This is a genomic window from Streptomyces albidochromogenes, assembly GCF_005981925.1.
Taxonomy (GTDB): domain Bacteria; phylum Actinomycetota; class Actinomycetes; order Streptomycetales; family Streptomycetaceae; genus Streptomyces; species Streptomyces albidochromogenes.
Map to the genome: position 1 here is coordinate 1 of NZ_VBVX01000069.1, position 25,233 is coordinate 25,233.

Below are 25,233 nucleotides of genomic sequence, written 5' to 3' on the forward strand. Positions count from 1 at the left end.
GCCCAAGCCCGTGAACCAGGAAGGTGTCCTACACCGTGGAAACCGCCGCCCGGACCGCCCCGGCAGCAGTGATTGTCGCCATCGACGGCCCCTCCGGCACGGGCAAGTCCAGCACCTCCAAGGCCGTCGCCGCCAAGCTCGGGCTCAGCTACCTGGACACCGGCGCCCAGTACCGGGCGATCACGTGGTGGATGCTGAACAACGGCATCGACGTCACGGACCCGGTCGCGATCGCGGACGCCGCGGGCAAGCCCGTCATCGTCTCGGGGACCGACCCGTCCGCCCCCACGATCACGGTCGACGGGATCGACGCCTCCGGGCCGATCCGCACCCAGGAGGTCACCTCCAAGGTGAGCGCCGTCAGCGCCGTACCCGAGGTGCGCACCCTGATCACCGAGCTCCAGCGGTCCATCGCCAGGGGCGCAGCGCTCGGCATCGTCGTCGAGGGACGCGACATCGGGACGACCGTGCTGCCGGACGCGGACCTCAAGATCTTCCTGACCGCCTCTCCCGAGGCGCGCGCCGCCCGCCGCAGCGGTGAGCTCAAGGGCGCGGACGTCTCCGCTACCCGCGAGGCCCTGCTGAAGCGGGACGCGGCCGACTCCAGCCGCAAGACGTCGCCGCTCGCCAAGGCGGACGACGCCGTCGAGGTCGACACCAGCGACCTCACGCTGGACCAGGTCATCGAGTGCGTCGTCACCCTGGTCGAGGGGAAGCGGGCCGCGAAGTGACCGCACCCACATCGCGTGGTGCGGCGGTCGGGCGCGGCATCGGCATCGGCCTCATGTACGGGCTGTGGAAGCCGCGCGTGCTGGGCGCCTGGCGGGTGCCCGTGAGCGGGCCGGTGATCCTGGCGGTGAACCACTCGCACATGATCGACGGGCCCATGCTGATGGGGACGGCCCCCAGGCCGGTCCACTTCCTGATCAAGAAAGAGGCGTTCGTCGGCCCGCTCGACCCGTTCCTGCGCGGAATCGGTCAGCTGAAGGTGGACCGCGCGAGCGCCGACCGTACGGCGATCTCGAACGCGCTCGGCGTCCTCGCGGACGGCGGCGTGCTCGGGATCTTCCCCGAGGGCACCCGGGGCGAGGGCGACTTCGCGTCGCTGCGCGCCGGGCTGTCGTACTTCGCCGTGCGCGGCGGGGCGCCGATCGTCCCCGTGGCGGTGCTCGGCAGCACCGAGCGGCGCGGCCGGCTCATACGCGGGCTGCCGCCGCTGCGCGGCCGCGTGGACGTCGTGTTCGGCGACCCGTTCGAGGCCGGCGACGGCAGCGGACGGCGTACGCGCAAGGCCCTGGACGAGGCCACCGTGCGAATCCAGGAGCGGCTGACCGCCCACCTGGAAAGTGCCAGGCGCTTCACCGGGCGCTAGGCGAGACTTGAGTAGTGGACCGCGCGCATCGGGTGGTCCATCGATGATGATGAACGAGGAACGGACTTCATGAACGACCAGATTCACTCCGGCGACGAGCACGGAGCACTTGGCGACGCCGAGTACGCGGAGTTCATGGAGCTCGCCGCGCAGGAGGGCTTCGACCCCGAAGAGGTCGAGGGTGCCATCGGCGAGGCGGGCCACGGCCCGCTGCCCGTCCTCGCCGTCGTCGGCCGCCCCAATGTCGGCAAGTCGACCCTGGTGAACCGCATCATCGGCCGCCGTGAGGCCGTCGTCGAGGACAAGCCGGGCGTCACCCGCGACCGCGTCACCTACGAGGCCGAGTGGGCGGGCCGCCGCTTCAAGATCGTCGACACCGGCGGCTGGGAGCAGGACGTCCTCGGCATCGACGCGTCGGTCGCCGCCCAGGCGGAGTACGCCATCGAGGCCGCCGACGCGGTCGTCTTCGTCGTCGACTCCACGGTCGGCGCCACCGACACCGACGAGGCCGTCGTCCGCCTGCTGCGCAAGGCGGGCAAGCCCGTCGTGCTCTGCGCCAACAAGGTCGACGGCCTGAGCGGCGAGGCGGACGCGACCGCCCTGTGGTCGCTCGGCCTCGGCCAGCCGCACCCCGTCTCCTCGCTGCACGGCCGCGGCACCGGCGACATGCTGGACGCCGTGCTGGAGGCCCTGCCGGAGGCCCCGGCCCAGACCTTCGGCCAGGCCGTCGGCGGCCCGCGCCGGATCGCGCTCATCGGCCGCCCGAACGTCGGCAAGTCCTCGCTCCTGAACCGGGTGGCCAACGAGGACCGCGTCGTCGTCAACGAGATCGCCGGCACCACCCGCGACCCGGTCGACGAGCTCATCGAGCTCGGCGGCATCACCTGGAAGTTCATCGACACGGCCGGCATCCGCCGCCGCGTCCACCTCCAGGAGGGCGCGGACTACTACGCCTCGCTGCGTACCGCCGCCGCCGTGGAGAAGGCCGAGGTGGCGGTCGTACTGATCGACGCCAGTGAGTCCATCAGCGTGCAGGACCAGCGGATCGTCACCATGGCCGTCGAAGCGGGCCGCGCGCTGGTCATCGCGTACAACAAGTGGGACACCCTCGACGAGGAGCGCCGCTACTACCTGGAGCGCGAGATCGAGACGGAGCTCGCCCAGGTGGCGTGGGCGCCGCGGGTGAACGTCTCGGCGCAGACCGGCCGGCACATGGAGAAGCTCGTCCCGGCGATCGAGACGGCGCTGGCCGGCTGGGAGACGCGCATCCCGACCGGCAGGCTCAACGCCTTCCTCGGCGAGATCGTCGCCTCCCACCCGCACCCGGTCCGCGGCGGCAAGCAGCCCCGCATCCTCTTCGGGACGCAGGCGGGAGCCAAGCCGCCGCGGTTCGTGCTCTTCGCCTCCGGCTTCTTGGAGGCCGGCTACCGGCGGTTCATCGAGCGCCGGCTGCGCGAGGAGTTCGGCTTCGACGGCACGCCGATCCACATCTCGGTGCGGGTGCGCGAGAAGCGCGGCCGCAAGAAGTGACGCCAAGACCCCCAGCGGCCTAGAACCCCCTACGGGGAGCGGGCGGCAGCGCGGCCGGGAAGTGGTTCCCGGTGTGCTGCCGCCCGTTGCTGTGGGGGGTGGTGTTGCTGTCGCTGCTGGTGACCCGCCAGTAGCCGGTGTGTCCGCCGTGCGTGCTCTGGCCGGTGTGACTCGTGGAGCCCTGGCCGTGGCGCGGTCCCGACGAGAAGCCCGTGAACCCCAGATCCTCCTCGCCGGTGCGGTCGCCGGGCAGCGCCCGGAAGGACCTGCGGTACTCCGAGTAGAGCGCGTCGTAGATCGGGGTGTGCGAGTGGTCGGTCTGGGTTTCTCGCGACGGACGCATCGCGGGGATCTGGCTCTGGTACGGCTGATGGCGTGAGGGGTCGTATGAGTGCACGTATGTGCCAACGACCCCAGCGCCCGTCGGATGCGGGCCGAGCAGGGAATTCCCTGCTCGGCGGGGGTGAGCGGTCCGCACGGGCCCGCCGGACGGCCCGGGCCGGTCAGGTGCCGGCCAGCGGCATGGCGGCGGCGGCCAGCACGCCCCGGGCGGCGGCCCGCTCCAGCGCGTTGCGCAGCAGGTCCTCGCGCGGCTGCTGGCCGATCGAACCGGCGGGCGCGGTGTAGACGAGGACGGTGCTGGACTTGTTGGCCGCCGTCCGCCAGCCGTCGGTGACCTGGAGCGGCTGGTGAGCCTGCCACCAGGAGACCGGGTTCCCGCCGTTGGAGCCCGGCTGGAGCACGGCGTGCAGCTGGCCCATGGCGAGCAGCACGGACCAGCCGGGCAGCGCGGCGGGTACGTCGTTCATGTCGGCGACCGGCTTGAAGCCCTGCTCGGTGACGAGCGACAGGAACTCGTCGGTGGTCCGGTCGGAGCCGGGGCGGGCGACGGGCCCGGTCGGCTCGACGACCAGGGCCGGGTGCAGCTGGCCGTCGATCAGGACGAGGCCGCTGGTGATCCCGAGCACGGCCTGGCCGGGCGCGCCGCCGAACTCCTCGGCGCCGGGCAGGTCGGGGCCGCCGCCCGTGATGCTGCGCACGGCGCCCTGGAGCTGGTCCTCGGCCACCTGGACGACCTGCGAGGGGATGCAGGTGGCGTGGGCGAAGGCGAGGACGGCTGTTTCGTCGCCGATGAACAGGACGGTGCTCGTGCGCTCCAGTTCGGAGTCGCCCTGGGTGCGGCAGGAGGTGCAGTCGTAACTGCCCGGGGCGTTCTCGCCGGCGAGCAGGCGGTCGGCTTCTTCGTTGCCGATCTCGGCGCGTACGTCGTCGCTGACGTCGAGCATGCGCGGCACGGGGGACTCCTCGGACTCGGTGCGGGTGCCGGGCGGTTCCCGGCTCGTCAAGAAGACAACGGGTGAGCTGTCGCCGGGGTCACGCCAAGAAGGGAACAGAATCGAACCGGCTCGCCCCTCTTCGCGAGGGCCGGCGCGCGGTGGGTGCGCACCGGGTCCCCGGCGGGCTTCCGGTCGGCCGACCGGGTGGGGCTTCGGGGCCCGTCGCGCGGCCTGCGGAGCACGGCGGGGGCGGCTGCTTAGCGTGGCGCGATGCCGATGCTGCCGCAGTCCCGCCCTGTGCCGGTCGCCCTGCTCGCCGTACTGCTGGCCCTGTGTCCGACGGGCGCGCGGGCCGTGTCGCCGCCGTCCGCGCCCGGCGCCGCTCCCGTGCCCGGCACCGGGGGTTGCAGCGCCGAGCAGGGTCCCTGGAACTGCCTCGCGCAGTGCGAGAGCGGCGGCGACTGGCACATCAACACCGGGAACGGCTACTACGGAGGGCTCCAGTTCTGGCAGCCGACGTGGGTGGAGCACGGCGGGCTCGCGTACGCCCCGCGCGCCGACCTCGCCACCCGGGCGGAGCAGATCGAGGTGGCGCAGAAGGTACTCGCCAACCAGGGCTGGAAGGCGTGGCCGGTCTGCGCGAAGCGCTACGGGCTGTCCGGGCGGGCGCACGTGGTGAAGGCCGGTGACACGCTCGCCTCGATCGCCCGCCGCTACCGGCTCAAGGGCGGCTGGAAGGCGCTGTACGAGGCCAACGCGAAGGCCGTCGGCCGCGATCCGGACCGCATCCGCACCGGGATGACGCTGGTCGTCCCGCCGGCGAAGGACGCGGGAGCGCGTACGCCGGTCGTGACGCCCGCCCGCTGAGGGCGAGCGTTGCGCGCGGGGCCCCGCGCGCGGGCGTCGCGGCGTGCCCCACCGTCAAGAGCCCTGCTCCGCGCGCGGATTGCTGATTCCTACCCGCCCTGATGCGCGGAGCGGGGGTTTGGTTGCGCGCTTGTGCTATCGATGTCGCAACCGTATTAGAACGATTTGATGCGGCTCAGACCGATCAGTTTCCGCCCAGTACAGTCCATTTCTGAAAGCAGTCGGACATGACCGGTCCGCTGAAGATCTGGGGGTCGCGTCGTCGTATGCACATCTCTTTCCTGCTCCACAACGCGTACGGCATCGGGGGCACGATCCGTACGACGTTCAACCTCGCCCAGGCGCTGGCCGAGCGGCACGACGTCGAGATCGTCTCCGTCTTCCGTCACCGTGACGAGCCGCAGCTGGGCGCCCCCGCCGGCGTACGGCTCGACTACCTGGTGGACCTGCGCGAGAAGAGCCACGGATACGACGGCGGCGACGAGCGGTTCAAGCTCCCCGCGAAGGTTTTCCCGGTGGGCGACGGCCGCCACAAGCAGTACAGCCGCCTGACCGACGCCCGTATCGCCACGCACCTGAAGTCCACGGAGGCGGACGTCGTCGTCGGCACCCGCCCCGGGCTCAACGTGCACATCACCCGCCAGACCAGGCGCGGCCCCGTGCGCGTCGGCCAGGAGCACCTCACCCTCGCCGGCCACAGCTACCGGCTGCGCCGGGAACTGAGTCACCGTTACGGCCTGCTGGACGCCGTCACCACCGTCACCGAGGCCGACGCCCACGCCTACCGCACCCGCCTCAAGCTGCCGGGCGTACGGATCGAGGCCGTGCCCAACAGCGTGCCCGCGCCCCTCGTCGCACCGGCCGACCACGACGCCAAGTGGGTCGTGGCGGCCGGCCGTCTCACCCGGGTCAAGCGCTACGACCTGCTCGTCGAGGCCTTCGCGAAGGTCGTCGCCGCCCGCCCCGACTGGCGGCTGCGCATCTACGGCAGCGGCGACGCGAGCGGCAACGAGAAGAACGCCCTGCACGCCCTCATCGGCGAACTCGGCCTGCACAACCACGTCTTCCTGATGGGACCCGCCAGCCCCATCGAACCCGAGTGGGTCAAGGGCTCGATCGCCGCCGTCACCTCCGAGCACGAGTCCTTCGGCATGACCATCGTCGAAGCGATGCGCTCCGGCCTGCCGGTCGTGTCCACCGACTGTCCGCACGGTCCGCGTGAGATCATCACCGACGGCCGCGACGGACGCCTCGTGCCGGTCGGAGACACCGGCGCGGTCGCCGACGCACTCCTCGGCCTGATCAACGACGACGAACAGCGCCGCGCCATGGGGGCGGCCGCCCTCGCGAGTTCGGCCCGCTTCGACCCGGAACACATCGCCGAGCGGCACGAGGCGCTGTTCGCCGAACTGGTCTCGCGCGGCGGCAACGGGCGTTCGCGCAGCCGGATCCACGACGCGCTGTACTCCTCCCGGGGAGCGGTACTCGACGGGGCATACTCCCTGCGCTACAAGGCCGCCTCCGTGCTCCGGAAAGGGCAGACCGCATGAACACCACCCCGACCCGCACGGAGCCGCCGCGCGCCGACTGCATCGCGGACTCCGCAGGCGGGATCACCTTCGACATCGTCGGTGAGGCGTCGCCGGGCGCGGTGCTCGTCCTGCGGCGGCGCGGCGGGACCACGGCGGCGGACGTCGTGCGGCTGCCGCTCACGCCGACCGGCGAGGGCCGCCTGCGGGCGGTGCTGCCCAGCACGGTGGAGCTGGCCGAGGGACGCTGGGACGCGTTCACCACGCACGGCGACGACAGCGCCGAACAGCGCATCGAGCCCGGCATCAGGGACCTGCGCTCGCTCGTCGACCGCGCCCCCGACCCCCACCGCACCCAGGTCGCCGTACGCATCCCGTACCCGACCGTCGACGGCAGGCTCGCGGTGCGCTGCTGGCTGCGGGCGCCGCACGCCGAGGCCGGCACCATCGGCTTCTCGCACGGGGCGATGACACTGGAGGGGCGGCTGTACGGCGCCGGGCTCGACAGCGGCGCGGTCGCCGAGGCCCGGCTGCGGGGCGCGCGCAAGGACGTGCACCGGGTGCCGGTGACGGTCCGGCCGGACGGCACGTTCACCTTCACCCTGGACTACGAACCGCTCGCCGAGGGGCGCGGCGACGAACAGCGGCTGTGGGACCTGTGGCTGTGCCCCGCCGAGGCGGAGCCCGGACAGGCCGCCGGGATACGGATCGGGCGCATCCTGGACGACGTCTGGGACAAGAAGGGCGTCTTCCGCTATCCGGTGCTGCCGGTCGAGGGGTCGCGCGTGACCCGCCCGACGACGGCGTACCCGTACTTCACCGTCGACAACGACCTCAGCGTGCGCCTCGACACCCTGCGATAGCGGCGAGGAGCCCGCCGGGGCCCGAGGACCGTAGCTGTCCTCAAGCCCTGGCACACTCGCCCCATGTTGGAGACCTCGGCACGTCTGCTGCGCCTGCTCTCGCTGCTCCAGGCCCACCGCGAGTGGACGGGCCCCGGCCTGGCCGAGCGGCTCGGCGTCACCCCGCGCACCGTGCGCCGCGACGTCGACCGGCTGCGCGAGCTCGGCTACCCCGTCAACGCCAGTCCCGGCACGGGCGGCGGCTACCAGCTCGGCGCCGGCGCCGAGCTGCCGCCGCTGCTCCTCGACGACGAGGAGGCCGTGGCCGTCGCGGTCGGCCTGCGCACCGCCGCCGGCCAGGGCATCGAGGGCATCGGCGAGACGTCCGTACGGGCGCTGGCCAAGCTCGAACAGGTGCTGCCGAACCGGCTGCGCCGCCGCGTCGGCGCGCTCAACGCCTTCACCGTCCCCATGCTGCGCGGCCCGGGGGCGTCCACCGTCGACGCCTCCGTCCTGACGGAACTGGCCAATGCCTGCCGGGACAGCGAGCGGCTGCGCTTCGAGTACCGCGACCACGGCGGCAGTTCCACCCGCCGGACCGTCGAGCCGCACCGCCTGGTGTGCACCGAGCACCGCTGGTACCTCGTCGCCTGGGACCTGGACCGCTCGGACTGGCGTACGTTCCGGGTGGACCGGGTCACGCCCACGCCGCCGCACGGCCCGCGCTTCGAGCCGCGCGATCCGCCGGCCGCGGACCTCGCGGCGTACGTCTCCCGGGGCGTGTCCACCAAGGTGTACGCGGCGAAGGCGGTGGTGCGGCTGCTGGCGCCGCTGGAGGAGGCGCGGCAGGCCGTCTCGCCGAGCGACGGCGTGCTCGAAGCGGTCGACGACCGCAGCTGCCTCCTGCGCACCGGGGCGGCGAGCCTCGACGTGCTGGTCATTCACATCATGCTGCTCGGCTTCGAGTTCGAGGTGATCGAGCCGCCCGAGCTCACGGAGCGGATCCGGTCGGCCCGTGATCTCCTCGCACGCACTCTGGATCGAGGCGGGCCGGAGTGACCTGGGCGGCCGCGGACACCTGACGCCCGCGCCGGCCCCGCCGCGACAGGGTGCGTACGGCGGCCGGATACGTACCCGGGGCCGCGGCGACTCAGCTCCGCGGGTGCGGATTATGTGGGGGAACCGTGAATTCGCTACGACCCGTCAGCGGTGCGGCGGGAGCGCGCGGCCCGGAATTCGGGGAGCGCGCGAGGGGCGCCGGGAATGAATTCAGAATCTGCTATTGCGTGATGATTGGAGGGGTGCTTCATTTGCGTCCCGCGGGGCAGTGAGTGCCCTATTGGGTGACGGTGATCATGCCAAACGGCTGTCGTGATCCTGTGACACAAGTGTGACCGCTGAGGTATAGGAGGCGGCGACTCACCGCACGGGCCCGGCACTTCCGTCCCCGTCCCCGGCGGCCTACGGTGAGGGGCATGTCACCTCTACCGACCCCCTCGTCACAGCCCGACGACGCCCCCGAGGCGTACGTGGGCCTCGATGCCGCCGGAGCGGAGCGGCTGGCCCGGGAGCGCGGCTGGACCACCGTCAGAGCGCTCGCGCCGGGCTCGATCATCACCATGGAGTACCTGGCGGGCCGCCTCAACTTCGAGGTCGACAAGGACACCGTCGTCCGCTGCTGGAAGGGCTGAGCGACCCGGTCCGGCCCGGCGGACACGGGCAGGTACGGCGAAGGCCCCGGCGGACTCCGATGGAGCCGGCCGGGGCCTTCGGCGCGGGGAGGGGCCTGTGCGTACCGCCCCCGCGGCCTTGCGGGTCGTCAGCCGCCGGCCACCGGCCGGGGCGACGTGCCGGGGCGCGCCGCGCCCGTACGGTCGGCGTGCGGCGGCCTGCGGCTGCCCGCCGGGGTGACGGGCGTCCGCTCCGAGCGGGCCGTGTGGGCCGCGTGGGGCCGCTGGGTGAGGTGGACGGCGGCCCTGGCGCCGCCGGGGGAGCGTCCGGCGCTGCCCGCGGCCACCGGCTCGCGGGCGGGGCCGTCCGCCTGCGCGACGCTGCGGGCGGTGGGGTGGCGCTGCGGGAAGAGACCGGGCGACAGCCGTCCGCCGGCCGGTGCGGGCCGCGCGGCGCCGAGCCGCCGGCGGTCGCGCCAGGTCTCGCGCACCGTGAAGATCCACGCTTCGGTGCGGCCGATCAGCGGCTCGAACCACGGCAGGCTCAGCAGGATCAGCAGCCCCGCGGCCCAGCCGAGGAGCACGTCGCTCACCCAGTGGGTGCCCAGGTAGACGGTGGTCGCGCCGACGCCCAGGGCGACCACGGCGGAAAGCACCGAGAGCCAGCGCCTGGCCCGCGGCGTGGTGGCCATGTACGCCAGGATGCCCCAGGTGACCACGGCGTTGGCGGTGTGACCGGAAGGAAATATATCGCCGCCCGCGAACATCTCGGCCGAGCCGATCTCCGTCGCGTAGTGCGGGCCGCGCCGGCCGAGGCCTAGCTTCACCGCGCCCACCGTCACGTTCAGCAGGAGCAGCGAGGTGCCCAGCGTCAGCAGCGGGCGCAGGGTGTGCTGGCGCCAGGAGCGCCAGCCGAGCCAGGCCGCCACCATGACGGCGGTGGGGCCGCGCTGCCCGAGCACGACGAAGTAGTCCAGGAAGGGGTGCAGTTCCGGCCACTGCTCGTACGGCCGGAACAGCATGATCTTCCAGTCGAGAGCCACCAGCCAGGACGTGATCAGCACGGCCCAGACGATGGCGATGTAGAACGCCAGCGTCGAACCGAAGATCGCCGTACGGGTACGGCTCATCCCGGGGATCTCTATCTTCGGCGGCTCCGGTTCCCGGTCCAGCCGGGCAAAGATTCGGTCGGTACGCACTGAATCGACGTTACAGCGAGTGAGCGACAAGCCCGGCCCATCCGGCATCTTTGTGATGACGATGTGATGTGGGGTGTGTCTCACCGAGGCGGTAATTCCAGGCCGTTCGGGAAAGCGGGAAGGTCCGCTGCGCAATTCATTCGGGGGCCCGCTCGTAAGAGTGAATGGGTGTCGATGAATTGTGTTCACCGGAGCTCAACACGGAATTTCCCGCTCCCTCACGTGCATCCCGGGATCGCGGGAGGTCCCGGACGGGCCCCCGGCCGGCCCGGCGTGACGTGGCGCACACCACACCCGGCCGTTCGCCCTGGTGAGAGGTGCACCACGCGACCCGGGTGTGAACTCGCGTACTCTGACGGCTCACTCGCCCGTCGATGCCGGGCCCGCGGGGACGTTGGACAACGCCGTTCCCGCCGGTCCGCCGAGCGCGAGGGATGCGCCACTGGGAGGGACGTACATGTCAGGGACGACCACGGCCGGAACACAGCGGTCTGCGGACGCCCCCGGGCACCGGCCGGGTGCGAGGGCCGCGCGGCCCGCGAAGGCCGTGAAACGCGCCGGCGCCGCGGGGCCCCTGAGAACCGTACGGGCCGCTCCCGGCAACCGGTGGGCCGTGCTGGTCGTCCTGTGCGTCAGCCTCCTGCTGGTCGCGCTCGACGCGACGATCCTGCACATCGCCGTGCCGGCGGTCTCCGAGGACCTGCGCCCCGGCGCGATGGAGCTGCTCTGGATCGTCGACGCCTATCCGCTGGTCTGCGCCTCGCTGCTGATCCTCTTCGGCACCCTCGGTGACCGCGTCGGACGCCGCCGCGTCCTCCTGCTCGGTTACGGCCTCTTCGGCGGCGCGTCCGCGCTCGCCGCCTTCGCGGACGGCCCGCACGTCCTGATCGCGGCCCGCGCCCTGCTCGGCGTCGGCGGCGCGATGATCATGCCCGCGACGCTGTCGATCCTCCGCCAGGTCTTCCCCGACCGGCGCGAGCGCGCCGTCGCCATCGGCATCTGGACGGCGGTCGCGGCCATAGGAGCCGCCACCGGACCGGTTCTCGGCGGCTTCCTCATCCAGCACTACTGGTGGGGTTCGGTCTTCCTCATCAACATCCCGCTGATGGCGCTGATCCTGCCCGTCGGCCGCTGGCTGCTGCCGGAGTCCCGGGGCAGCGGGCAGGGCCCGTGGGACGTGCTCGGCGCGCTGATGGCCGCGGCCGGTGTGCTCGGGGTCGTCCTCGGCGTCAAGCGGGCCGGCGGCGGCGAGGGAGTCGCCGACGCGAAGACGCTGCTGCCGCTGCTGGTCGGCGCCGCGCTGCTCGTGCTGTTCGTACGGCGCCAGCGGACCCGGGCGCAGCCGCTGATCGACGTGACGCTGTTCGCCAGGCCCGCCTTCTCCACGTCCGTCGGCTGCATCGTCCTCGCCATGCTCGCCCTGGTCGGTCTGGAGCTGATCGCCGTCCAGTACCTCCAGTTGGTGCTCGGACTGGGCCCGCTGGAGACCGGGCTGCGGTTGCTGCCGCTGACCTTCGCCGCGATGGCGGCCGGCGCCACCGGCTCGTACACCCTCCAGCGCCTGGGCCCGCGCGCGATGGTCTCGTGCGGCTTCGCGATGACCGCCGCGGCCGTGCTCGTACTGACCCTGATGGGGCAGCACGACCGGCCCGCGCTGCTGACCGCCGGCTTCGTGCTGCTCGGCTTCGGGCTCCAGACCACGCTGTTCGGCGCGTACGAGTCGATGCTGAGCGAGGCTCCGGCCGAGCACGCCGGCGGCGCCGCCGCCATCGGCGAGACCTCGTACCAGCTCGGCGCCGGCATGGGTATCGCGCTGCTCGGCAGCGTCATGAACGCGGCCTACGCGCCCGGGGTCGCCCGGATCCCCGGCGTCTCCCCGGCGCAGAGCGCGGGCGCGGCCAACTCGCTCGGCGAGGCGTACACGGTGGCGGACCGGATCGGCGGGCCCGCCGGTGACGCGCTGCGCTTCACCGCGCGGCACGCCTTCGTCCACGGCCTGCACGTGACGCTCTTCGTCAGCGCGGGACTGCTGCTGCTCGGCGCGCTGGCCGCGCTGAGGCTGCCGCGGCTGATGGACTGCGGTGCGGGGGGCGCGGAGAAGGAGGGCACGGAGAAGGAGTACGGGGGCGAGCCGTTGCCGCAGGTGAGGCTCCCGGCCTCGCGGGAGCACGCCGAGCACGCCGGGTCTGGACGCGCCGCTCGCTGACCCCGTAACGTCGGCGGCGCGCCGTAACTACCACCGCTAGTTTTACGCCGGTCGCACGGCGCAGCACAGCACGCACCACCTCGCACCACCTCGACCGTGAGCCGAGCACCGCCGGAGGGCCAGGAATGTCCGACACCTCGAAGCTTCCGCAGTCTTCGCAGCGTCCGAAGCTGCCTCCGTTCGACCCCGGCGACCCGATCGGCATCGACGATCTGCTGGCCCCCGAGGACCTCGCCGTCCGCGAGACGGTCCGCGCCTGGGCCGCCGACCGCGTCCTGCCGCACATCGCCGACTGGTACGAGCGCGGCGAACTCCCCGGCATCTGCGAACTGGCCCGCGAGCTCGGCTCGATCGGCGCCCTCGGGATGTCCCTGGAGGGCTACGGCTGCGCCGGCGCCTCCGCCGTCCAGTACGGCCTGGCCTGCCTGGAGCTGGAGGCCGCCGACTCCGGCATCCGCTCGCTGGTCTCCGTACAGGGCTCGCTCGCCATGTACGCGATCCACCGCTTCGGCTCCGAGGAGCAGAAGCGGCGCTGGCTGCCCGGCATGGCCTCGGGCGAGATCATCGGCTGCTTCGGCCTCACCGAGCCCGACCACGGCTCCGACCCGGCCGGGATGCGGACGTACGCGAAGAAGGACGGCGCCGACTGGGTGCTGACGGGCCGCAAGATGTGGATCACGAACGGGTCGGTGGCGGGCGTGGCCGTCGTCTGGGCGCAGACGGACGACGGCATCCGCGGATTCGTCGTGCCGACCGACGCCGCCGGCTTCTCGGCGCCCGAGATCAAGCACAAGTGGTCCCTGCGCGCCTCGGTCACCAGCGAACTGGTCATGGACGAGGTGCGGCTGCCGGCCGACGCCGTACTGCCGGAGGTCACGGGGCTCAAGGGGCCGCTGAGCTGTCTGAGCCACGCGCGGTACGGAATCGTGTGGGGCGCGATGGGCGCCGCCCGCGCCAGCTTCGAGGCCGCGGTCGACTACGCGAAGACGCGCGAGCAGTTCGGCAGGCCGATCGGCGGCTTCCAGCTCACCCAGGCCAAGCTCGCCGACATGGCGGTCGAGCTCCACAAGGGCATCCTGCTCGCCCACCACCTCGGGCAGCGCATGGACGCGGGGCGGCTGCGCCCCGAGCAGGTCAGTTTCGGCAAGCTGAACAACGTGCGGGAGGCGATCGAGATCTGCCGCACGAGCAGGACGATCCTCGGTGCCAACGGGATCTCGCTGGAGTACCCGGTGATGCGGCACGCGACGAACCTGGAGTCGGTGCTCACCTACGAGGGCACCGTCGAGATGCACCAGCTCGTCCTGGGCAAGGCGCTCACCGGCCTGGACGCCTTCCGGTGAGCGGCCCTGCCGGTCAGCTCTGGTTGAAGAAGCCGTTCGTCTCGCGGCCCGCGGCCTCACCGCTGACGACCTCGGTGTCGGCCGGGCTCAGCAGGAAGACCCGGTTCGCGACGCGCTCGATCGAACCGCGCAGGCCGAAGGTGAGGCCGGCGGCGAAGTCGACGATGCGCTTGGCGTCGGAGGGTTCCATGGACGTGAGGTTCATGATGACCGGGACACCGTCCCGGAAGAGCTCGCCGATGCCACGCGCGTCCCGGAAGCCGTCCGGGGTGACCGTGGCGATCCTGGGGCTCTTGTCCTCGGCGGACTCGGCAACCGCCCTCACCCGCGGGTCCGTGACCCAGGGCTCGGCCGTCTCGTTGCTTCCCTCGGCGTACTCGTCGTCGTAGTAGCGGTCGTCGTCGCTGTCCTCGACGAGCCCGAGCCAGGCACTGGCCTTGCGCACCGATCCCATGGGACGCCTCCTTTCACCGCGGTCGGTCTGTGTACCGCTCCCCCTATCGTCGTCCATCATGCGGATTACGCGCCAAGTGGATAGCCGCCGCGCAGGGGATTCGTGACGGTACTGGTGCAGAAGTTGTGGCGATTCGTCAAGGTTCCACCCCTGTCAGGCTGCTGACAGAGTGAAAAATAGGACCGTCGGGCCACACGGGTGAGGAAGGGGACGGACGGGTGAACCCGGGGGGCCCGCGACCGCCTCGGTACGATGCGGGCCGCACTGTTCAACAACTCTCGGGGGAGCGCCTTGTTCGGAATCGTCAGGCCGTGCGGTCATCGGCTCTCGGAGGTGCTCAGGACCGAGTGGACGGCTCATCTGTGCGGGCTGTGCCTGGCACTTCGCGGTGACCACGGGCAGTTCGCGAGGGTCGTCACCAACTACGACGGGCTGATCGTCTCGGTTCTGACGGAGGCTCAGTCGGAGCGGGCCACGGGATGGCGGCGCACGGCCGGGCCCTGCCCCCTGCGCGCGATGCGGACCGCGCCCGTCGCCCAGGGCGAGGGAGCCAGGCTCGCGGCGGCCGTCTCGCTCGTCCTGGCCTCGGCGAAGATGCGCGACCACGTCGCGGACCGGGACGGGCTGTTGGCCCGCCGGCCGGTGGCGGCGGCCGCCCGGCGGGTCGCCGCGGGCTGGGACAGGGCGGGCGCGCGTACGGGCGCCTCCCTGGGCTTCGACACCGCGCTGCTGGTCGACGCGGTGGACCGGCAGGCCGGGATCGAGGCGCTGGCGGGGCCCGGCACCTCCGTCCTGACGGTCACCGAACCGGCCGAGACGGCGACCGCGGCGGCCTTCGCGCACACCGCCGTCCTCGCGGGCAGGCCGCAGAACGCGGCACCGCTCGCCGAGGCGGGCCGGCTCTTCGGGCGGCTCGCGCACCTGCTGGACGCCGTGGAGGACCTGGAAACTGACGCGGCGTCGGGTGCGTGGAACCCGCTGACCGCGACGGGCACCACGCTCGCCGAGGCGCGCCGCCTGTGCGACGACGCCGTGCACGGCGTACGGCTGGCGCTGCGCGACGCGTCCTTCACGGACGCCCGGCTGGCGCACGTACTGCTGGCGCACGAGTTGAGCCGCTCCGTGGACCGGGCGTTCGGCACGGCGGCCTGCGGTCACCAGGGCCAGGTCCAGGCGTACGGGACGCCGCCCGGGGCCGGTCACGGCGGCGGTGGCCCGTACGGCTCGAACAACCCCTACGGCGGTGGCGGGGCCGGCGCTCCGGGCGGCGGTTACGGCGGTCCGGGCGTGCCCGGGGGCCCCGGTGGGATGCCGCCCGGCTTCACGGGCGAGCCGCACAGGCCCGGCCGGCGCGGCTTCTGGGCGGGGTGCGCCGTCGCGATCGGGCTGTGCTGCACGTGCAAGCTCTGCTGCGCGTCGGAGTACGAAGGGGCCTGGTCGCGGAAGAAGCGCGAGGGCCTCTGCCACAAGTGCGACTGCGACTGCTGCGAATGCTGCGGCTGCGACTGCTGACGCGGGAGGGACGCCCGCGGGCGGTGCGCGAGAGGTCCGCGCCCAAGCAGGAGGTGCGACGCGAGTGGTCCGCGCCGGCGTCCGCGCGCAGGCGGCGGCAACCGTGTCCGACGCGGGTGGCGGCTCCCGCGCTCCCCGCCCCCGCGGCGCGCGTGTGGAAGGGTGGCGCGCATGAGGACCGACCCCCGGCAGGACTGGAAGCACTGGCACGAGCGGCGCGCCGCGACGGTCCGCGCGCCGTACGGCCCGCTCTCGCTGACCGGCACGCACTGGCTCTCCGACCACCCGGAAGGCCGTGTTCCCGGCGTACCGGGCCGGTGGGCGGCCGTCGGTGACGAGGTCCTCCTGACCGCCTCGCCGCAGGACGGGATCACGGTCGACGGCGAGCCGGTGACCGGCGGGGTCCGGCTGACCGCGGACACCGGGCCCGTCCCCGAGTCCCGCGTCGCCGCCGCCGGACGGCGCCTGGTCGTCCTGCGCCGCGAAGGGCTGTGGGCGGTCCGGGTCTTCGACCCCGGGTCGTCGGCCCGGCGCGCGTTCGCGGGCCTGGAGGTGACGCCGTACGACGCGAGGTGGGCCCTGGCGGGCCGGTTCCGTCCGTACGCCGAAGGACGCACCACCGTCCGGGTCGAGAACGCGGACGGGCGCGAGCGGGGGCTCGGGCTCGCCGGGGAGATCGCCTTCGAGATCGACGGCGCCGAGCACACGCTCCAGGTCGCCGTCGAGGACGACGGCTCGCTGTGGGCCGTCTTCGCGGACGCGACCGGCGGAGCCGGTTCGTACCGCTTCCGCTTCCTGCGGCCGCCCGCGCCCGCCGCCGACGCGACGGTGACGGTCGACTTCAACCGGGCGATGCTGCCGCCGTGCGCCTTCGCCGACCACTTCATCTGTCCGTTCCCGCCGCCGGGCAACACTCTGCCGGTCCCGGTCCCGGCGGGGGAGCGGAACCGGATCGACCGCTGACCCGTCCCAGCGGCGGACCGGCGCCACGCCCCGCACCCCGACCACCCGACCACGGCGCGGCGGGCGGCGCCGCACAGCCCCGCCGGCCCCCGGGCCGCCGGGGCCGCGAGCCGTGCGCGGCCGCGCGTGCGGCCGAAAGGCGCCCTTGCGCGCGCTGTTGGCGCCCCGAATACTCCCGAGAAGCGCTTGTCAGGAGCACGACCTGTCCGAAATTCGGACGGGTTCTCTGACTGCGCCTCACGGACCCTGCTCACCCCACGAGCGGGCCCCCTACTTCCCTCGGGAGGAACGAAAAGTGAGGATCAAGCGCACTACCCCCCGCAATGGCACAGCCAGACGGTCCCGCCTGATCGCCGTCACGGCAGGTCTCGTCGCCGCAGCCGCACTCACCGTACCGAGCGCCAGCGCCGACACGGCCGGCACGTTCAGCGCCAACCAGCTCGCCTCCGCGAGTGACGCGGTCCTCGAAGCCGATGTCGCCGGCACCGCCTGGCACATCGACAAGGCGAAGAACACCCTGGTCGTGACGGCCGACAGCACGGTCTCCGCCGCCGAGATCGCCAAGATCAAGCGGGAGGCCGGTGCGAACGCGTCCGCCATCCGCGTCGAGCGCACCCCCGGCAAGTTCTCCAAGCTGCTGGCCGGCGGCGACGCGATCTACGCCACGAGCTGGCGCTGCTCGGCGGGCTTCAACGTCCGCAACAGCGCGGGTACGTACTTCTTCGTGACCGCCGGCCACTGCACCGACGGCAACCCGCCCTGGTACACCAACTCCTCCCGTACCACGAGCATCGGCCCGACGGCCGGATCGAGCTTCCCGGGCAACGACTACGGCCTCGTGCGGTACGCGAACACCTCGCTCTCGCACCCCGGCACCGTCGGCAACCAGGACATCACCAGCGCCGCCAACGCCACCGTCGGCATGTCGGTCACCCGCCGCGGCTCCACCACGGGCACCCACAGCGGTTCCGTCACCGGTCTCAACGCCACGGTGAACTACGGCGGCGGCGACATCGTCTACGGCATGATCCGCACCAACGTCTGCGCCGAGCCCGGCGACAGCGGCGGCCCGCTCTACTCCGGCAGCCGCGCCATCGGTCTGACCTCGGGCGGCAGCGGCAACTGCTCCTCCGGCGGCACGACCTTCTTCCAGCCGGTCACCGAAGCATTGAGCGCGTACGGAGTCAGCGTCTACTAGGAGCCCCTGTCCGAGGACGAACCGGCTTCAGGTGAGTCCCCGTCCGGTCGAACCGGGCGGGGACTCACCGCTGTGCACCACCGGGCGGCCGGGACAGGGTTGTCGCCTCCCTGATCCGGGACGGGTCAACCCGTCTTTTCGCAACGCGCGTTGCCGCAATCCGTACGCGCGCCGCCGGAATCCGGTCCGCAGGGACGAGTACCGGACAGGACTAGTCCTCACCCGCTGCTGCCCGAGTGATCGCACGCGGTGTTCGCGAACGCGACCGGCACAGGCGGCGCCTGGCGTGTAAAGACATCGAGGGCGTGCGGAGGTTGTCGTGTGCGCGTCCTGAAGTCGACCTTGTGTGCGGACGATCGGCCTCGGAATAGTGGGCGTACTCGGATCTGCCCCCCACTTCGCGGGTCCGAAACCCCCCACAGGAGGTCATTACGTGAAGCACCGACGCATAGCCAAGCGGCGTGTGGCGACAGCGGGAGCAGGCATCGCGGCGCTGGTCGTGGCGGGAGTCACCTTCCAGACTGCGAACGCGAGTGAGGAAACCCCTCAGTACACCGTCAAGACGCTCTCGGCGAAGGGGGCCGGAAAGCTCGCCTCGGACCTCGACTCGGTCCTCGGCGGCGACGCGGCAGGGGCGTACTACGACAGCGAGTCCAAGGCGCTCGTGGTCAACGTCGTCGACGAGGCGGCGGCCCAGGGCGTACGGAAGGCGGGCGGCAAGGCGAGAATCGTCGAGAACTCCCTCGCCGAACTGAAGGCCGTGCGGAGCACCCTCACCGAGAAGGCCACCATTCCCGGCACTTCGTGGGCCACCGACCCGGTCACCAACAAGGTCGTCGTGACGGCCGACCGTACGGTCAAGGGCGAGGAATGGGCGAAGCTGGAGAAGGTCGTCGGCGCGCTGGGGCAGAAGGCCGAACTGAAGAAGTCGGCCGGGGAGTTCAAGCCCCTCATCGCGGGCGGCGACGCGATCCTGAACGGCGGCGGGCGGTGTTCGCTCGGCTTCAACGTCGTCAAGGACGGCGCCCCGCACTTCATCACGGCAGGCCACTGCGGCCAGACCGGCACGCAGTGGACGGACTCCACGGGCGGGGCGCTCGGCACGATGGCCGCCTCGACGTTCCCCGGCAACGACTTCGCGCTCGTGAAGTACGACGACGGGGTCGAGCACCCGAGCGAGGTCAACCTCTACAACGGCAGCACGCAGCCGATCACCAAGGCGGGCGAGGCGACCGTCGGCATGAAGGTGACGCGCAGCGGCTCCACCACGCAGGTGCACGAAGGTGAGGTCACCGCGCTCGACGCGACGGTGAATTACGGCAACGGCGACATCGTGAACGGCCTCGTCCAGACCACGGTCTGCGCCGAGCCCGGCGACAGCGGCGGCTCGCTCTTCGCGGGCGACACGGCGATCGGCCTCACCTCGGGCGGCAGCGGTGACTGCACGTCGGGCGGCGAGACGTTCTTCCAGCCGGTGCCGGCGGCCCTGGCGGCGCTGGGCGCGGAGATCGGCTGACCCCGGACCGGCCACGAGGCCCCGTCCGGTGCGCGCGTACGCCGCGTACCGGGCGGGGCCTTTCGCACGCCGCCCGGGGCATCCGGACCGTCAGACCCCGAACGGACGCGTGTCCGGCGCGGCCGGCCTGCGCAGTACCGCCATCGCCAGCGTGACCGCGCTGCCGGCCACCGCCCACGCGGCGAGGACCAGGAACGGCCCGAGCAGCGCGTTCCCCTCGAAGTACGCGATCGAGCGCGCCGCCCACGTGCCCGCCCCCGGCGGCAGGGCCGGCCCGATCGCCGCCCAGAACGGCGGCAGCATCGGCAGCGGGAACGCGCCGCCCGCGCTCGGGTTGCCCGCGATCACCACCAGCAGGACCGCGAGGCCGATGCCCACGATGCCGGTCAGCGCCTGGAGCGCCAGCGTGAGCGCGCCGACGGCGAAGACGACCAGCGCGCCCAGGCCCCACAGCGCCGGCACGCTGCCCGGCAGTGCGCCGAGGACCGGGCCGACGATCACCGCGCCGCCGATCCCGCCCGCGATCGAGTAGAGCGCCATGACGCCGAGCCTGATCACGGCCCGCTGCCCGTTGGCGGGCCGGGCGCCCGCGCTGATCGCCAGGATCGAGGCGCAGAGGTAGCCGCCGACGCACCATCCGACGACCAGGTAGAAGGCGGAGAGCCCGTCGAAGTCCTGGGGGGACGCCGGGGCCACGTCCACGGTCCGCACGTTCCGCTGCCGGGACGCCTCCATCTTGTTCGTGAGCGCGGTCAGGGCCGAGGACAGGACGGTGCCGCCGCCGGAGGCGACCAGCAGGGTGTCGGTGTCCGACGCGGGGTCGACGATCAGCGCGCCGTCGATGTCGCGGTTCATGATCTGCCGGCGGGCCGTGGCCTCGTCCGCGACCGTACGGGGGTCCAGCGGGTCGCCGGGCAGCCCTTCGAGCTGCTGGACGAGCCGGCCGGCCGCCTGCTCGGGCGCCACGACGGCGAAGGGGACGTCCCTCGGCTTCGGGTGGTGCAGCGCCCCGACGTACGACGTGATGAACAGCAGTTGCAGCGCCAGCACGCCGATGACGAGCAGCGCGGCCCGTGGCGTGACGGCGTTCTTCACCTCGTCGAGGAAGGTCATGCCCTCACGCTCGGCGGCCTGCGGTGTTTGTGCAGGTGGGGCCGGTCCGAATGGCTGAGGGCACGCGTATCGCACGCACGTTCGAACTTGGTCTATGGTGGAGATGGGGGAGGTGAGACAGGATTGATCCAGGGGATTCAGGAGGTGCGATGCCCGTGTTCACGCATCTGCACACCGTTTCCGGATTCTCCGTGCGCTACGGCGCCTCTCACCCGGAACGCCTGGCCGCGCGTGCCGCCGAGCACGGCATGGACGCCCTCGCCCTCACCGACCGCGACACCGTCGCCGGCACGGTCCGCTTCGCCAGGGCCTGCGCGAAGGCCGGCGTCCGCCCGGTCTTCGGCGCGGAGCTGGCGCTCGGCCCCGGGGGGCGCGACCGTGACGAGGAGGGGCGTACGCAGCGCCGGCGCACGCCGGTACGCGGCGGAGCCTTCGTCGACGAGTCCGCGCCCCGCGCCACCTTCCTCGCCCGGGACGGCGCGGCGGGCTGGGCGGACCTCTGCCGGCTGATCACCGCCGCCCACGAGGCCGGCGGACGCAACCCCGTGCTCGACTGGGACCGCAACCACGGCGACGGGCTCACCGTGCTCCTCGGCCCCGGCTCCGACGTCGGCCGCGCGCTGGCCGCCGGCCGCCCCGACCGGGCCGCCACCCTGCTCGCGCCCTGGCGGGAGATCTACGGCGACGCCCTGCGCCTCGAAGTCGTCCACCACGGCCGTACGGGCACGGGCCCCGGCTCGCTGCGGCTGGCCGCCCGCACCCTCGGCCTCGCCGCCGAACAGGGCGTGGCCCCCGTGCTCACCAACGCCGTGCGGTACGCCGACCCGGGCCTCGGGCCGGTCGCCGACGTGCTCGACGCGGCCCGCAGACTCGTTCCCGTCGACCCGCGCGGCGTCCTCGACAGCGGCGAGCGCTCGCTCAAGGGCGCGCAGGAGATGGCGCGTACCGCCGAGCTGGTCGCGGAGGCCGCCGGATACCGCCGCGCCGCCGCCCACCGGCTGCTGACCCTCACCGAGGAGACCGCCGCGGCCTGCCGCGTCGACCCCGAGGACGACCTCGGGCTCGGCACCGTCCACTTCCCCGAGCCGCACCTCGTCGGCGCCGGCCGCCGCACCGCCCAGCGTGTGCTGGCGTCCCGGGCCACCGCCGGCATGCTGCTGCGCGGTTACGACCGGGGACCCCGGGCCCGTGAGTACTGGCAGCGGATGCACCACGAGCTGGACATCATCGCCCACCACGGCTTCGCCTCGTACTTCCTCACCGTCGCCGGGGTCGTCGACGACGTGAAGAGCATGGGCATCCGGGTCGCCGCGCGCGGCTCCGGCGCGGGATCGCTCGTCAACCACCTCATCGGCATCGCCCACGCCGACCCCGTCGAGCACCACCTGCTGATGGAGCGCTTCCTGTCCAAGCGGCGCTCCGCGCTGCCCGACATCGACATCGACGTCGAGTCCGCCCGCCGCCTGGAGGTCTACCGCGCGATCATCGGCCGCTTCGGCGCCGAGCGGGTCGCGACCGTGGCCATGCCCGAGACGTACCGGGTGCGGCACGCCGTACGGGACGTGGGCGCCGCCCTGTCCATGGACCCGGCCGAGGTGGACCGCATCGCCAAGGCGTTCCCGCACGTCCGGGCGCGCGACGCCCGCGCCGCGATGGAGGAGCTGCCCGAACTGCGCGAGGTGGCCGCCGACAAGGACCGGTACGGGCGGATGTGGGACCTGGTCGAGTCACTGGACGCGCTGCCGCGCGGGGTCGCCATGCACCCGTGCGGAGTGCTGCTCTCCGACGCCTCGCTGCTGCGCCGCACCCCCGTCGTGCCCACCAGCGGCGAGGGCTTGCCGATGTCCCAGTTCGACAAGGACGACGTGGAGGAGCTCGGGCTGCTCAAGCTCGACGTCCTGGGCGTGCGGATGCAGTCGGCCATGGCGCACGCGGTGGCGGAACTGCGGCGGGCGGCGGACGTGACGCTCGACCTCGACGACCCGGAGCAGGTGCCGCAGGGCGACCCGGCGACGTACGGCCTGATCCGCTCGACCGAGACCCTCGGCTGCTTCCAGATCGAGTCGCCGGGCCAGCGCGACCTGGTCGGCAGGCTCCAGCCCGCGACCTTCGGGGATCTGGTCGTCGACATCTCGCTCTTCAGGCCGGGCCCGGTCGCGGCCGACATGGTGCGGCCCTTCATCGAGGCCAGACACGGCCGCGCGCCCGCCCGCTACCCGCATCCGGACCTGGAGGACGCGCTGCGCGAGACGTACGGCGTGGTCGTCTTCCACGAGCAGATCATCGAGATCCTGCGGATCATGACCGGCTGCGACCGGGGCGAGGCGGACCAGATGCGGCGCGGGCTCTCCGACCCGCAGGCGCAGGGGCAGATCCGGGCCTGGTTCGCGGAGCGGACGGGGCAGCGGGGCTACTCGCCCGAAGTGACCGCCCGTACCTGGGAGATCGTCGAGGCGTTCGGGTCGTACGGCTTCTGCAAGGCGCACGCGGTCGCCTTCGCCGTGCCGACCTACCAGTCGGCGTGGCTGAAGGTCCATCACCCGGCCGCCTTCTATGCCGGGCTGCTCACGCACGACCCCGGCATGTACCCGAAGCGGCTGCTGCTCGCGGACGCGCGGCGGCGCGGGGTGCCCGTGCTGCCGCTGGACGTGAACCGGTCGGCGGCCGCCCACCAGATCGAACTGGTGTCTGGCGAAAAGGGTGCTAAAGGACCTTCTAGTGGGATGTGGGGAATCCGGCTCGGGCTGATGGACGTCCACGGCATCAGCGAGGCCGAGGCCGAGCGGATCGTCGCGGGCCGGCCCTACTCCTCGCTGCTCGACCTGTGGCAGCGGGCCCACCCGAGCCGGCCGGTCGCCGAACGGCTCGCCCAGGTGGGCGCGCTGGACGCGTTCGGCGCCAACCGTCGCGACCTGCTCCTCCACCTGTCCGAACTCCGGTCCGGGCAGCGGACCTCGGGCGCGTCCGGTGGGCAGCTCTTCCTCGGCGAGGGCCAGAAGGCCGCCCCGGCCGGGCTCCCCGACCTCAGCGAGGCGGAGCGCCTCAGCGCCGAGCTCGGCGTCCTCGGCATGGACGCCTCCCGGCACCTGATGGGGGACCACTACAGCTTCCTCAAGGAGCTGGGCGCGACCTCCGCCAAGCGGCTGCGGATGGCCGAGCACGGCCAGACCGTCCTGGTCGCGGGCGCCAAGGCCGCCACCCAGACCCCGCCGATCCGCTCGGGCCGCCGGGTCATCTTCACGACCCTCGACGACGGTACGGGCCTGGTCGACCTCGCCTTCTTCGACGACAGCCACGCGACGTGCGCCCACACCGTCTTCCACTCCTGGCTCCTGCTGGTGCGCGGAGTGGTGCAGCGGCGCGGGCCGCGCAGCTTCAGCGTGGTCGGGTCGGCGGCCTGGAACCTCGCGGAGCTCGTGGAGCTGCGGCGTACGGGCGGACTCGACGCGGTCGCGGCGCGGCTGGCGGCTCCCGCCGAGCCGGCGGAAGCGGAGGCGGGAGAGGCGGACGGCGGACGGCGCATCCACCTGCCCACCGGGTACGAGATGAATCCGTGGGCGGACCTCCAGCCGGCGGGCGAAGGCGTCCCGACCGGCCGCAAGTTGTGGCATTCGAGCCCGGGGAGTGCGGGATGATCCTCTACGTACGCTTCCACGCCGCAGGGGCCGAGCTGTCCGAGGCCGCGCTCCCCACCCTGCTCGGGCTGATCGAGGACATCACCCCCGTCGTCCAGGCGCTCCCGCCCGACGGCGCGCTCGTCGACGTCCGGGGCGCCGAGCGGTACTTCGGGCGGGACGCGGCCGGGCTCGCCGCCCTGCTGCGGGTGCGCGCCCTCGCGCACTGCGGCGCCGACTGCACGATCGGCGTGGGCGCGAACCCGCTGCTGGCCAGGACCGCCGCGCGGGACGCGCCGCCGGGCCGGACGCTGGTCGTACCCGGCGGCCCGGAGGCGGCCGCGGAGTACCTCGGCCGCAAACCCGTCGCCTCGCTCCTCGGCGTCGGGCCCGCCACGGCCCGCACCCTCTGCTCGTACGGGCTCGACACCGTCGGCCGGGTCGCCGCCGCACCGCTCGCCACCCTCCAGCGGATCGTCGGCGCGCGGGCGGGGCGCGAACTCCAGGAGCGGGCGCGCGGCATCGACCGTACGCCGGTCGTCCCCAACGCGGCCTCCCGCTCGCTCGCCGCCGAACGGCGCTTCGACCGCGACGAACTGGACCCGGTCCGCCACCGCCGCGCCCTGCTCTCCCTCGCGCAGGAGGTGGGGGTCAGGCTGCGCGGCGAGGAGCAGGTCTGCCGCTCGCTCGCGCTCACCGTGCGGTACGCCGACCGCTCCACCACCACCCGCACCCGGACCCTGGTGGAGCCGACGGCCCACTCGGCGGCGCTCACCGCCGGGGCGTACGGGCTCTACGCGTCCCTCGGCCTGCAACGAGCCAGGGTGCGGGCCGTCGCACTGCGCGCGGAGGGGCTGACCCCGGCCGAACAGGCCGCGCACCAGCTGACGTTCGACCCGGCGGACGACAAGGCGCGCCGGATCGAGGCGGTGGCGGACCGGGCCCGGGCGAAGTTCGGGCCGCGCGCGGTGCTCCCGGGGTCCCTGGCGGCCTGACGGCCGCGTCGGCGGGGGTGCGTCCCGGGGGGT

General features: G+C 73.0%; 21 protein-coding genes. 16 read left to right on the plus strand and 5 right to left on the minus strand.

Features of this window, described 5'->3' with window-relative positions; translation table 11 throughout:
• Nucleotides 1-23 precede the first annotated feature (23 nt).
• The 3 genes from cmk (at nucleotide 24) to der (ending at nucleotide 2,902) form a co-directional block, all read left to right on the plus strand.
• Nucleotides 24-731 carry a (d)CMP kinase gene (gene cmk / locus E2E34_RS12130; protein ID WP_138901906.1) on the plus strand — a complete coding sequence of 236 codons (708 nt, stop codon included), beginning with the start codon at nucleotides 24-26 and terminating at the stop codon, nucleotides 729-731.
• A gap of 53 nt (nucleotides 732-784) precedes the next feature.
• Nucleotides 785-1,372, plus strand: a complete 588-nt coding sequence (locus tag E2E34_RS12135) for a lysophospholipid acyltransferase family protein (RefSeq protein ID WP_138896719.1) — start codon at nucleotides 785-787, stop codon at nucleotides 1,370-1,372.
• A 69-nt stretch (nucleotides 1,373-1,441) separates the two neighbouring features.
• Nucleotides 1,442-2,902, plus strand: a complete 1,461-nt coding sequence (der, locus tag E2E34_RS12140) for a ribosome biogenesis GTPase Der (protein ID WP_138901907.1) — start codon at nucleotides 1,442-1,444, stop codon at nucleotides 2,900-2,902.
• Between the two features lie 19 nt (nucleotides 2,903-2,921).
• Here der and E2E34_RS12145 read toward each other — a convergent pair whose 3' ends face one another.
• On the minus strand, nucleotides 2,922-3,245 hold the full coding sequence (locus E2E34_RS12145; RefSeq protein ID WP_341870214.1) for a hypothetical protein: 324 nt from the start codon (nucleotides 3,243-3,245) through the stop codon (nucleotides 2,922-2,924).
• Nucleotides 3,246-3,405: 160 nt separating this feature from the next.
• Nucleotides 3,406-4,197: a DUF8842 C-terminal domain-containing protein gene (locus E2E34_RS12150; protein ID WP_138901924.1), complete on the minus strand. Its 792-nt coding sequence runs from the start codon at nucleotides 4,195-4,197 to the stop codon at nucleotides 3,406-3,408.
• 252 nt (nucleotides 4,198-4,449) lie between these two features.
• Between E2E34_RS12150 and E2E34_RS12155 the strand changes: the two genes are divergently transcribed.
• The 5 genes from E2E34_RS12155 to E2E34_RS12175 all read left to right on the plus strand — a co-directional run bounded on the left by E2E34_RS12155 (nucleotide 4,450) and on the right by E2E34_RS12175 (nucleotide 9,108).
• Nucleotides 4,450-5,046 (plus strand): LysM peptidoglycan-binding domain-containing protein, encoded by a 597-nt coding sequence (locus E2E34_RS12155; RefSeq protein ID WP_138901909.1) that lies wholly within the window; start codon nucleotides 4,450-4,452, stop codon nucleotides 5,044-5,046.
• A gap of 266 nt (nucleotides 5,047-5,312) precedes the next feature.
• On the plus strand, nucleotides 5,313-6,596 hold the full coding sequence (locus tag E2E34_RS12160) for a glycosyltransferase family 4 protein (RefSeq protein WP_138901925.1): 1,284 nt from the start codon (nucleotides 5,313-5,315) through the stop codon (nucleotides 6,594-6,596).
• Complete coding sequence (locus E2E34_RS12165; protein ID WP_138901910.1) at nucleotides 6,593-7,438, plus strand: hypothetical protein; 846 nt, start codon at nucleotides 6,593-6,595, stop codon at nucleotides 7,436-7,438. The genes E2E34_RS12160 and E2E34_RS12165 overlap by 4 nt, the downstream gene beginning before the upstream one ends.
• A 63-nt stretch (nucleotides 7,439-7,501) precedes the next feature.
• Nucleotides 7,502-8,476 carry a helix-turn-helix transcriptional regulator gene (locus E2E34_RS12170; protein WP_138901911.1) on the plus strand — a complete coding sequence of 325 codons (975 nt, stop codon included), beginning with the start codon at nucleotides 7,502-7,504 and terminating at the stop codon, nucleotides 8,474-8,476.
• Nucleotides 8,477-8,892: 416 nt separating this feature from the next.
• Entirely contained in the window at nucleotides 8,893-9,108 is a 216-nt protein-coding gene (locus tag E2E34_RS12175; RefSeq protein WP_138901912.1) for an I78 family peptidase inhibitor, read from the plus strand.
• A 128-nt stretch (nucleotides 9,109-9,236) separates the two neighbouring features.
• Here E2E34_RS12175 and E2E34_RS12180 read toward each other — a convergent pair whose 3' ends face one another.
• Nucleotides 9,237-10,286, minus strand: coding sequence for a phosphatase PAP2 family protein (locus E2E34_RS12180; RefSeq protein WP_138901913.1), 1,050 nt, complete (start codon nucleotides 10,284-10,286; stop codon nucleotides 9,237-9,239).
• Between the two features lie 457 nt (nucleotides 10,287-10,743).
• On the opposite strand from E2E34_RS12180, the gene E2E34_RS12185 reads away from it, so the two are divergent.
• Together E2E34_RS12185 and E2E34_RS12190 are read left to right on the plus strand one after the other, a co-directional pair.
• A complete protein-coding gene (locus tag E2E34_RS12185) occupies nucleotides 10,744-12,492 on the plus strand; it encodes an MFS transporter (RefSeq protein WP_138901914.1) in 1,749 nt (582 codons plus the stop codon).
• 125 nt (nucleotides 12,493-12,617) lie between these two features.
• Nucleotides 12,618-13,835, plus strand: coding sequence for an acyl-CoA dehydrogenase family protein (locus E2E34_RS12190; RefSeq protein ID WP_138901915.1), 1,218 nt, complete (start codon nucleotides 12,618-12,620; stop codon nucleotides 13,833-13,835).
• 13 nt (nucleotides 13,836-13,848) lie between these two features.
• On the opposite strand, the gene E2E34_RS12195 is transcribed toward E2E34_RS12190, so the two are convergent.
• Nucleotides 13,849-14,289, minus strand: a complete 441-nt coding sequence (locus tag E2E34_RS12195; protein WP_138901916.1) for a cell division protein SepF — start codon at nucleotides 14,287-14,289, stop codon at nucleotides 13,849-13,851.
• Between the two features lie 291 nt (nucleotides 14,290-14,580).
• Here E2E34_RS12195 and E2E34_RS12200 point away from each other — a divergent pair, with 291 nt between their 5' ends.
• The 4 genes from E2E34_RS12200 to E2E34_RS12215 all read left to right on the plus strand — a co-directional run bounded on the left by E2E34_RS12200 (nucleotide 14,581) and on the right by E2E34_RS12215 (nucleotide 19,478).
• Nucleotides 14,581-15,801: a DUF5685 family protein gene (locus E2E34_RS12200; protein WP_208765217.1), complete on the plus strand. Its 1,221-nt coding sequence runs from the start codon at nucleotides 14,581-14,583 to the stop codon at nucleotides 15,799-15,801.
• Nucleotides 15,802-15,972: 171 nt separating this feature from the next.
• A complete protein-coding gene (locus tag E2E34_RS12205) occupies nucleotides 15,973-16,764 on the plus strand; it encodes a DUF1684 domain-containing protein (RefSeq protein ID WP_138901918.1) in 792 nt (263 codons plus the stop codon).
• Between the two features lie 295 nt (nucleotides 16,765-17,059).
• Nucleotides 17,060-17,962, plus strand: coding sequence for a S1 family peptidase (locus E2E34_RS12210; RefSeq protein ID WP_138901919.1), 903 nt, complete (start codon nucleotides 17,060-17,062; stop codon nucleotides 17,960-17,962).
• Between the two features lie 433 nt (nucleotides 17,963-18,395).
• Entirely contained in the window at nucleotides 18,396-19,478 is a 1,083-nt protein-coding gene (locus E2E34_RS12215) for a S1 family peptidase (RefSeq protein ID WP_138901920.1), read from the plus strand.
• A gap of 90 nt (nucleotides 19,479-19,568) precedes the next feature.
• Here the strand turns inward: E2E34_RS12215 and E2E34_RS12220 are convergent, their stop codons facing one another.
• Nucleotides 19,569-20,591: a DUF3533 domain-containing protein gene (locus E2E34_RS12220; RefSeq protein ID WP_138901921.1), complete on the minus strand. Its 1,023-nt coding sequence runs from the start codon at nucleotides 20,589-20,591 to the stop codon at nucleotides 19,569-19,571.
• A 149-nt stretch (nucleotides 20,592-20,740) separates the two neighbouring features.
• Here E2E34_RS12220 and E2E34_RS12225 point away from each other — a divergent pair, with 149 nt between their 5' ends.
• Nucleotides 20,741-24,226 carry a DNA polymerase III subunit alpha gene (locus E2E34_RS12225; protein ID WP_138901922.1) on the plus strand — a complete coding sequence of 1,162 codons (3,486 nt, stop codon included), beginning with the start codon at nucleotides 20,741-20,743 and terminating at the stop codon, nucleotides 24,224-24,226.
• Entirely contained in the window at nucleotides 24,223-25,200 is a 978-nt protein-coding gene (locus E2E34_RS12230) for a DNA polymerase Y family protein (RefSeq protein ID WP_138901923.1), read from the plus strand. The genes E2E34_RS12225 and E2E34_RS12230 overlap by 4 nt, the downstream gene beginning before the upstream one ends.
• The last annotated feature ends 33 nt before the right edge of the window (nucleotides 25,201-25,233 follow it).

Excerpts from the sequence above, each read along its gene's own strand:
- E2E34_RS12135 (WP_138896719.1), top strand. The coding sequence starts at position 785 with ATGTACGGGCTGTGGAAGCCGCGCGTGCTGGGCGCCTGGCGGGTGCCC.
- der (WP_138901907.1), top strand. The coding sequence starts at position 1,442 with ATGAACGACCAGATTCACTCCGGCGACGAGCACGGAGCACTTGGCGAC.
- E2E34_RS12145 (WP_341870214.1), bottom strand. The coding sequence starts at position 3,245 with ATGCGTCCGTCGCGAGAAACCCAGACCGACCACTCGCACACCCCGATC.
- E2E34_RS12155 (WP_138901909.1), top strand. The coding sequence starts at position 4,450 with ATGCCGATGCTGCCGCAGTCCCGCCCTGTGCCGGTCGCCCTGCTCGCC.
- E2E34_RS12160 (WP_138901925.1), top strand. The coding sequence starts at position 5,313 with ATGCACATCTCTTTCCTGCTCCACAACGCGTACGGCATCGGGGGCACG.
- E2E34_RS12165 (WP_138901910.1), top strand. The coding sequence starts at position 6,593 with ATGAACACCACCCCGACCCGCACGGAGCCGCCGCGCGCCGACTGCATC.
- E2E34_RS12170 (WP_138901911.1), top strand. The coding sequence starts at position 7,502 with ATGTTGGAGACCTCGGCACGTCTGCTGCGCCTGCTCTCGCTGCTCCAG.
- E2E34_RS12175 (WP_138901912.1), top strand. The coding sequence starts at position 8,893 with ATGTCACCTCTACCGACCCCCTCGTCACAGCCCGACGACGCCCCCGAG.
- E2E34_RS12185 (WP_138901914.1), top strand. The coding sequence starts at position 10,744 with ATGTCAGGGACGACCACGGCCGGAACACAGCGGTCTGCGGACGCCCCC.
- E2E34_RS12190 (WP_138901915.1), top strand. The coding sequence starts at position 12,618 with ATGTCCGACACCTCGAAGCTTCCGCAGTCTTCGCAGCGTCCGAAGCTG.
- E2E34_RS12195 (WP_138901916.1), bottom strand. The coding sequence starts at position 14,289 with ATGGGATCGGTGCGCAAGGCCAGTGCCTGGCTCGGGCTCGTCGAGGAC.
- E2E34_RS12205 (WP_138901918.1), top strand. The coding sequence starts at position 15,973 with ATGAGGACCGACCCCCGGCAGGACTGGAAGCACTGGCACGAGCGGCGC.
- E2E34_RS12220 (WP_138901921.1), bottom strand. The coding sequence starts at position 20,591 with ATGACCTTCCTCGACGAGGTGAAGAACGCCGTCACGCCACGGGCCGCG.
- E2E34_RS12225 (WP_138901922.1), top strand. The coding sequence starts at position 20,741 with ATGCCCGTGTTCACGCATCTGCACACCGTTTCCGGATTCTCCGTGCGC.
- E2E34_RS12230 (WP_138901923.1), top strand. The coding sequence starts at position 24,223 with ATGATCCTCTACGTACGCTTCCACGCCGCAGGGGCCGAGCTGTCCGAG.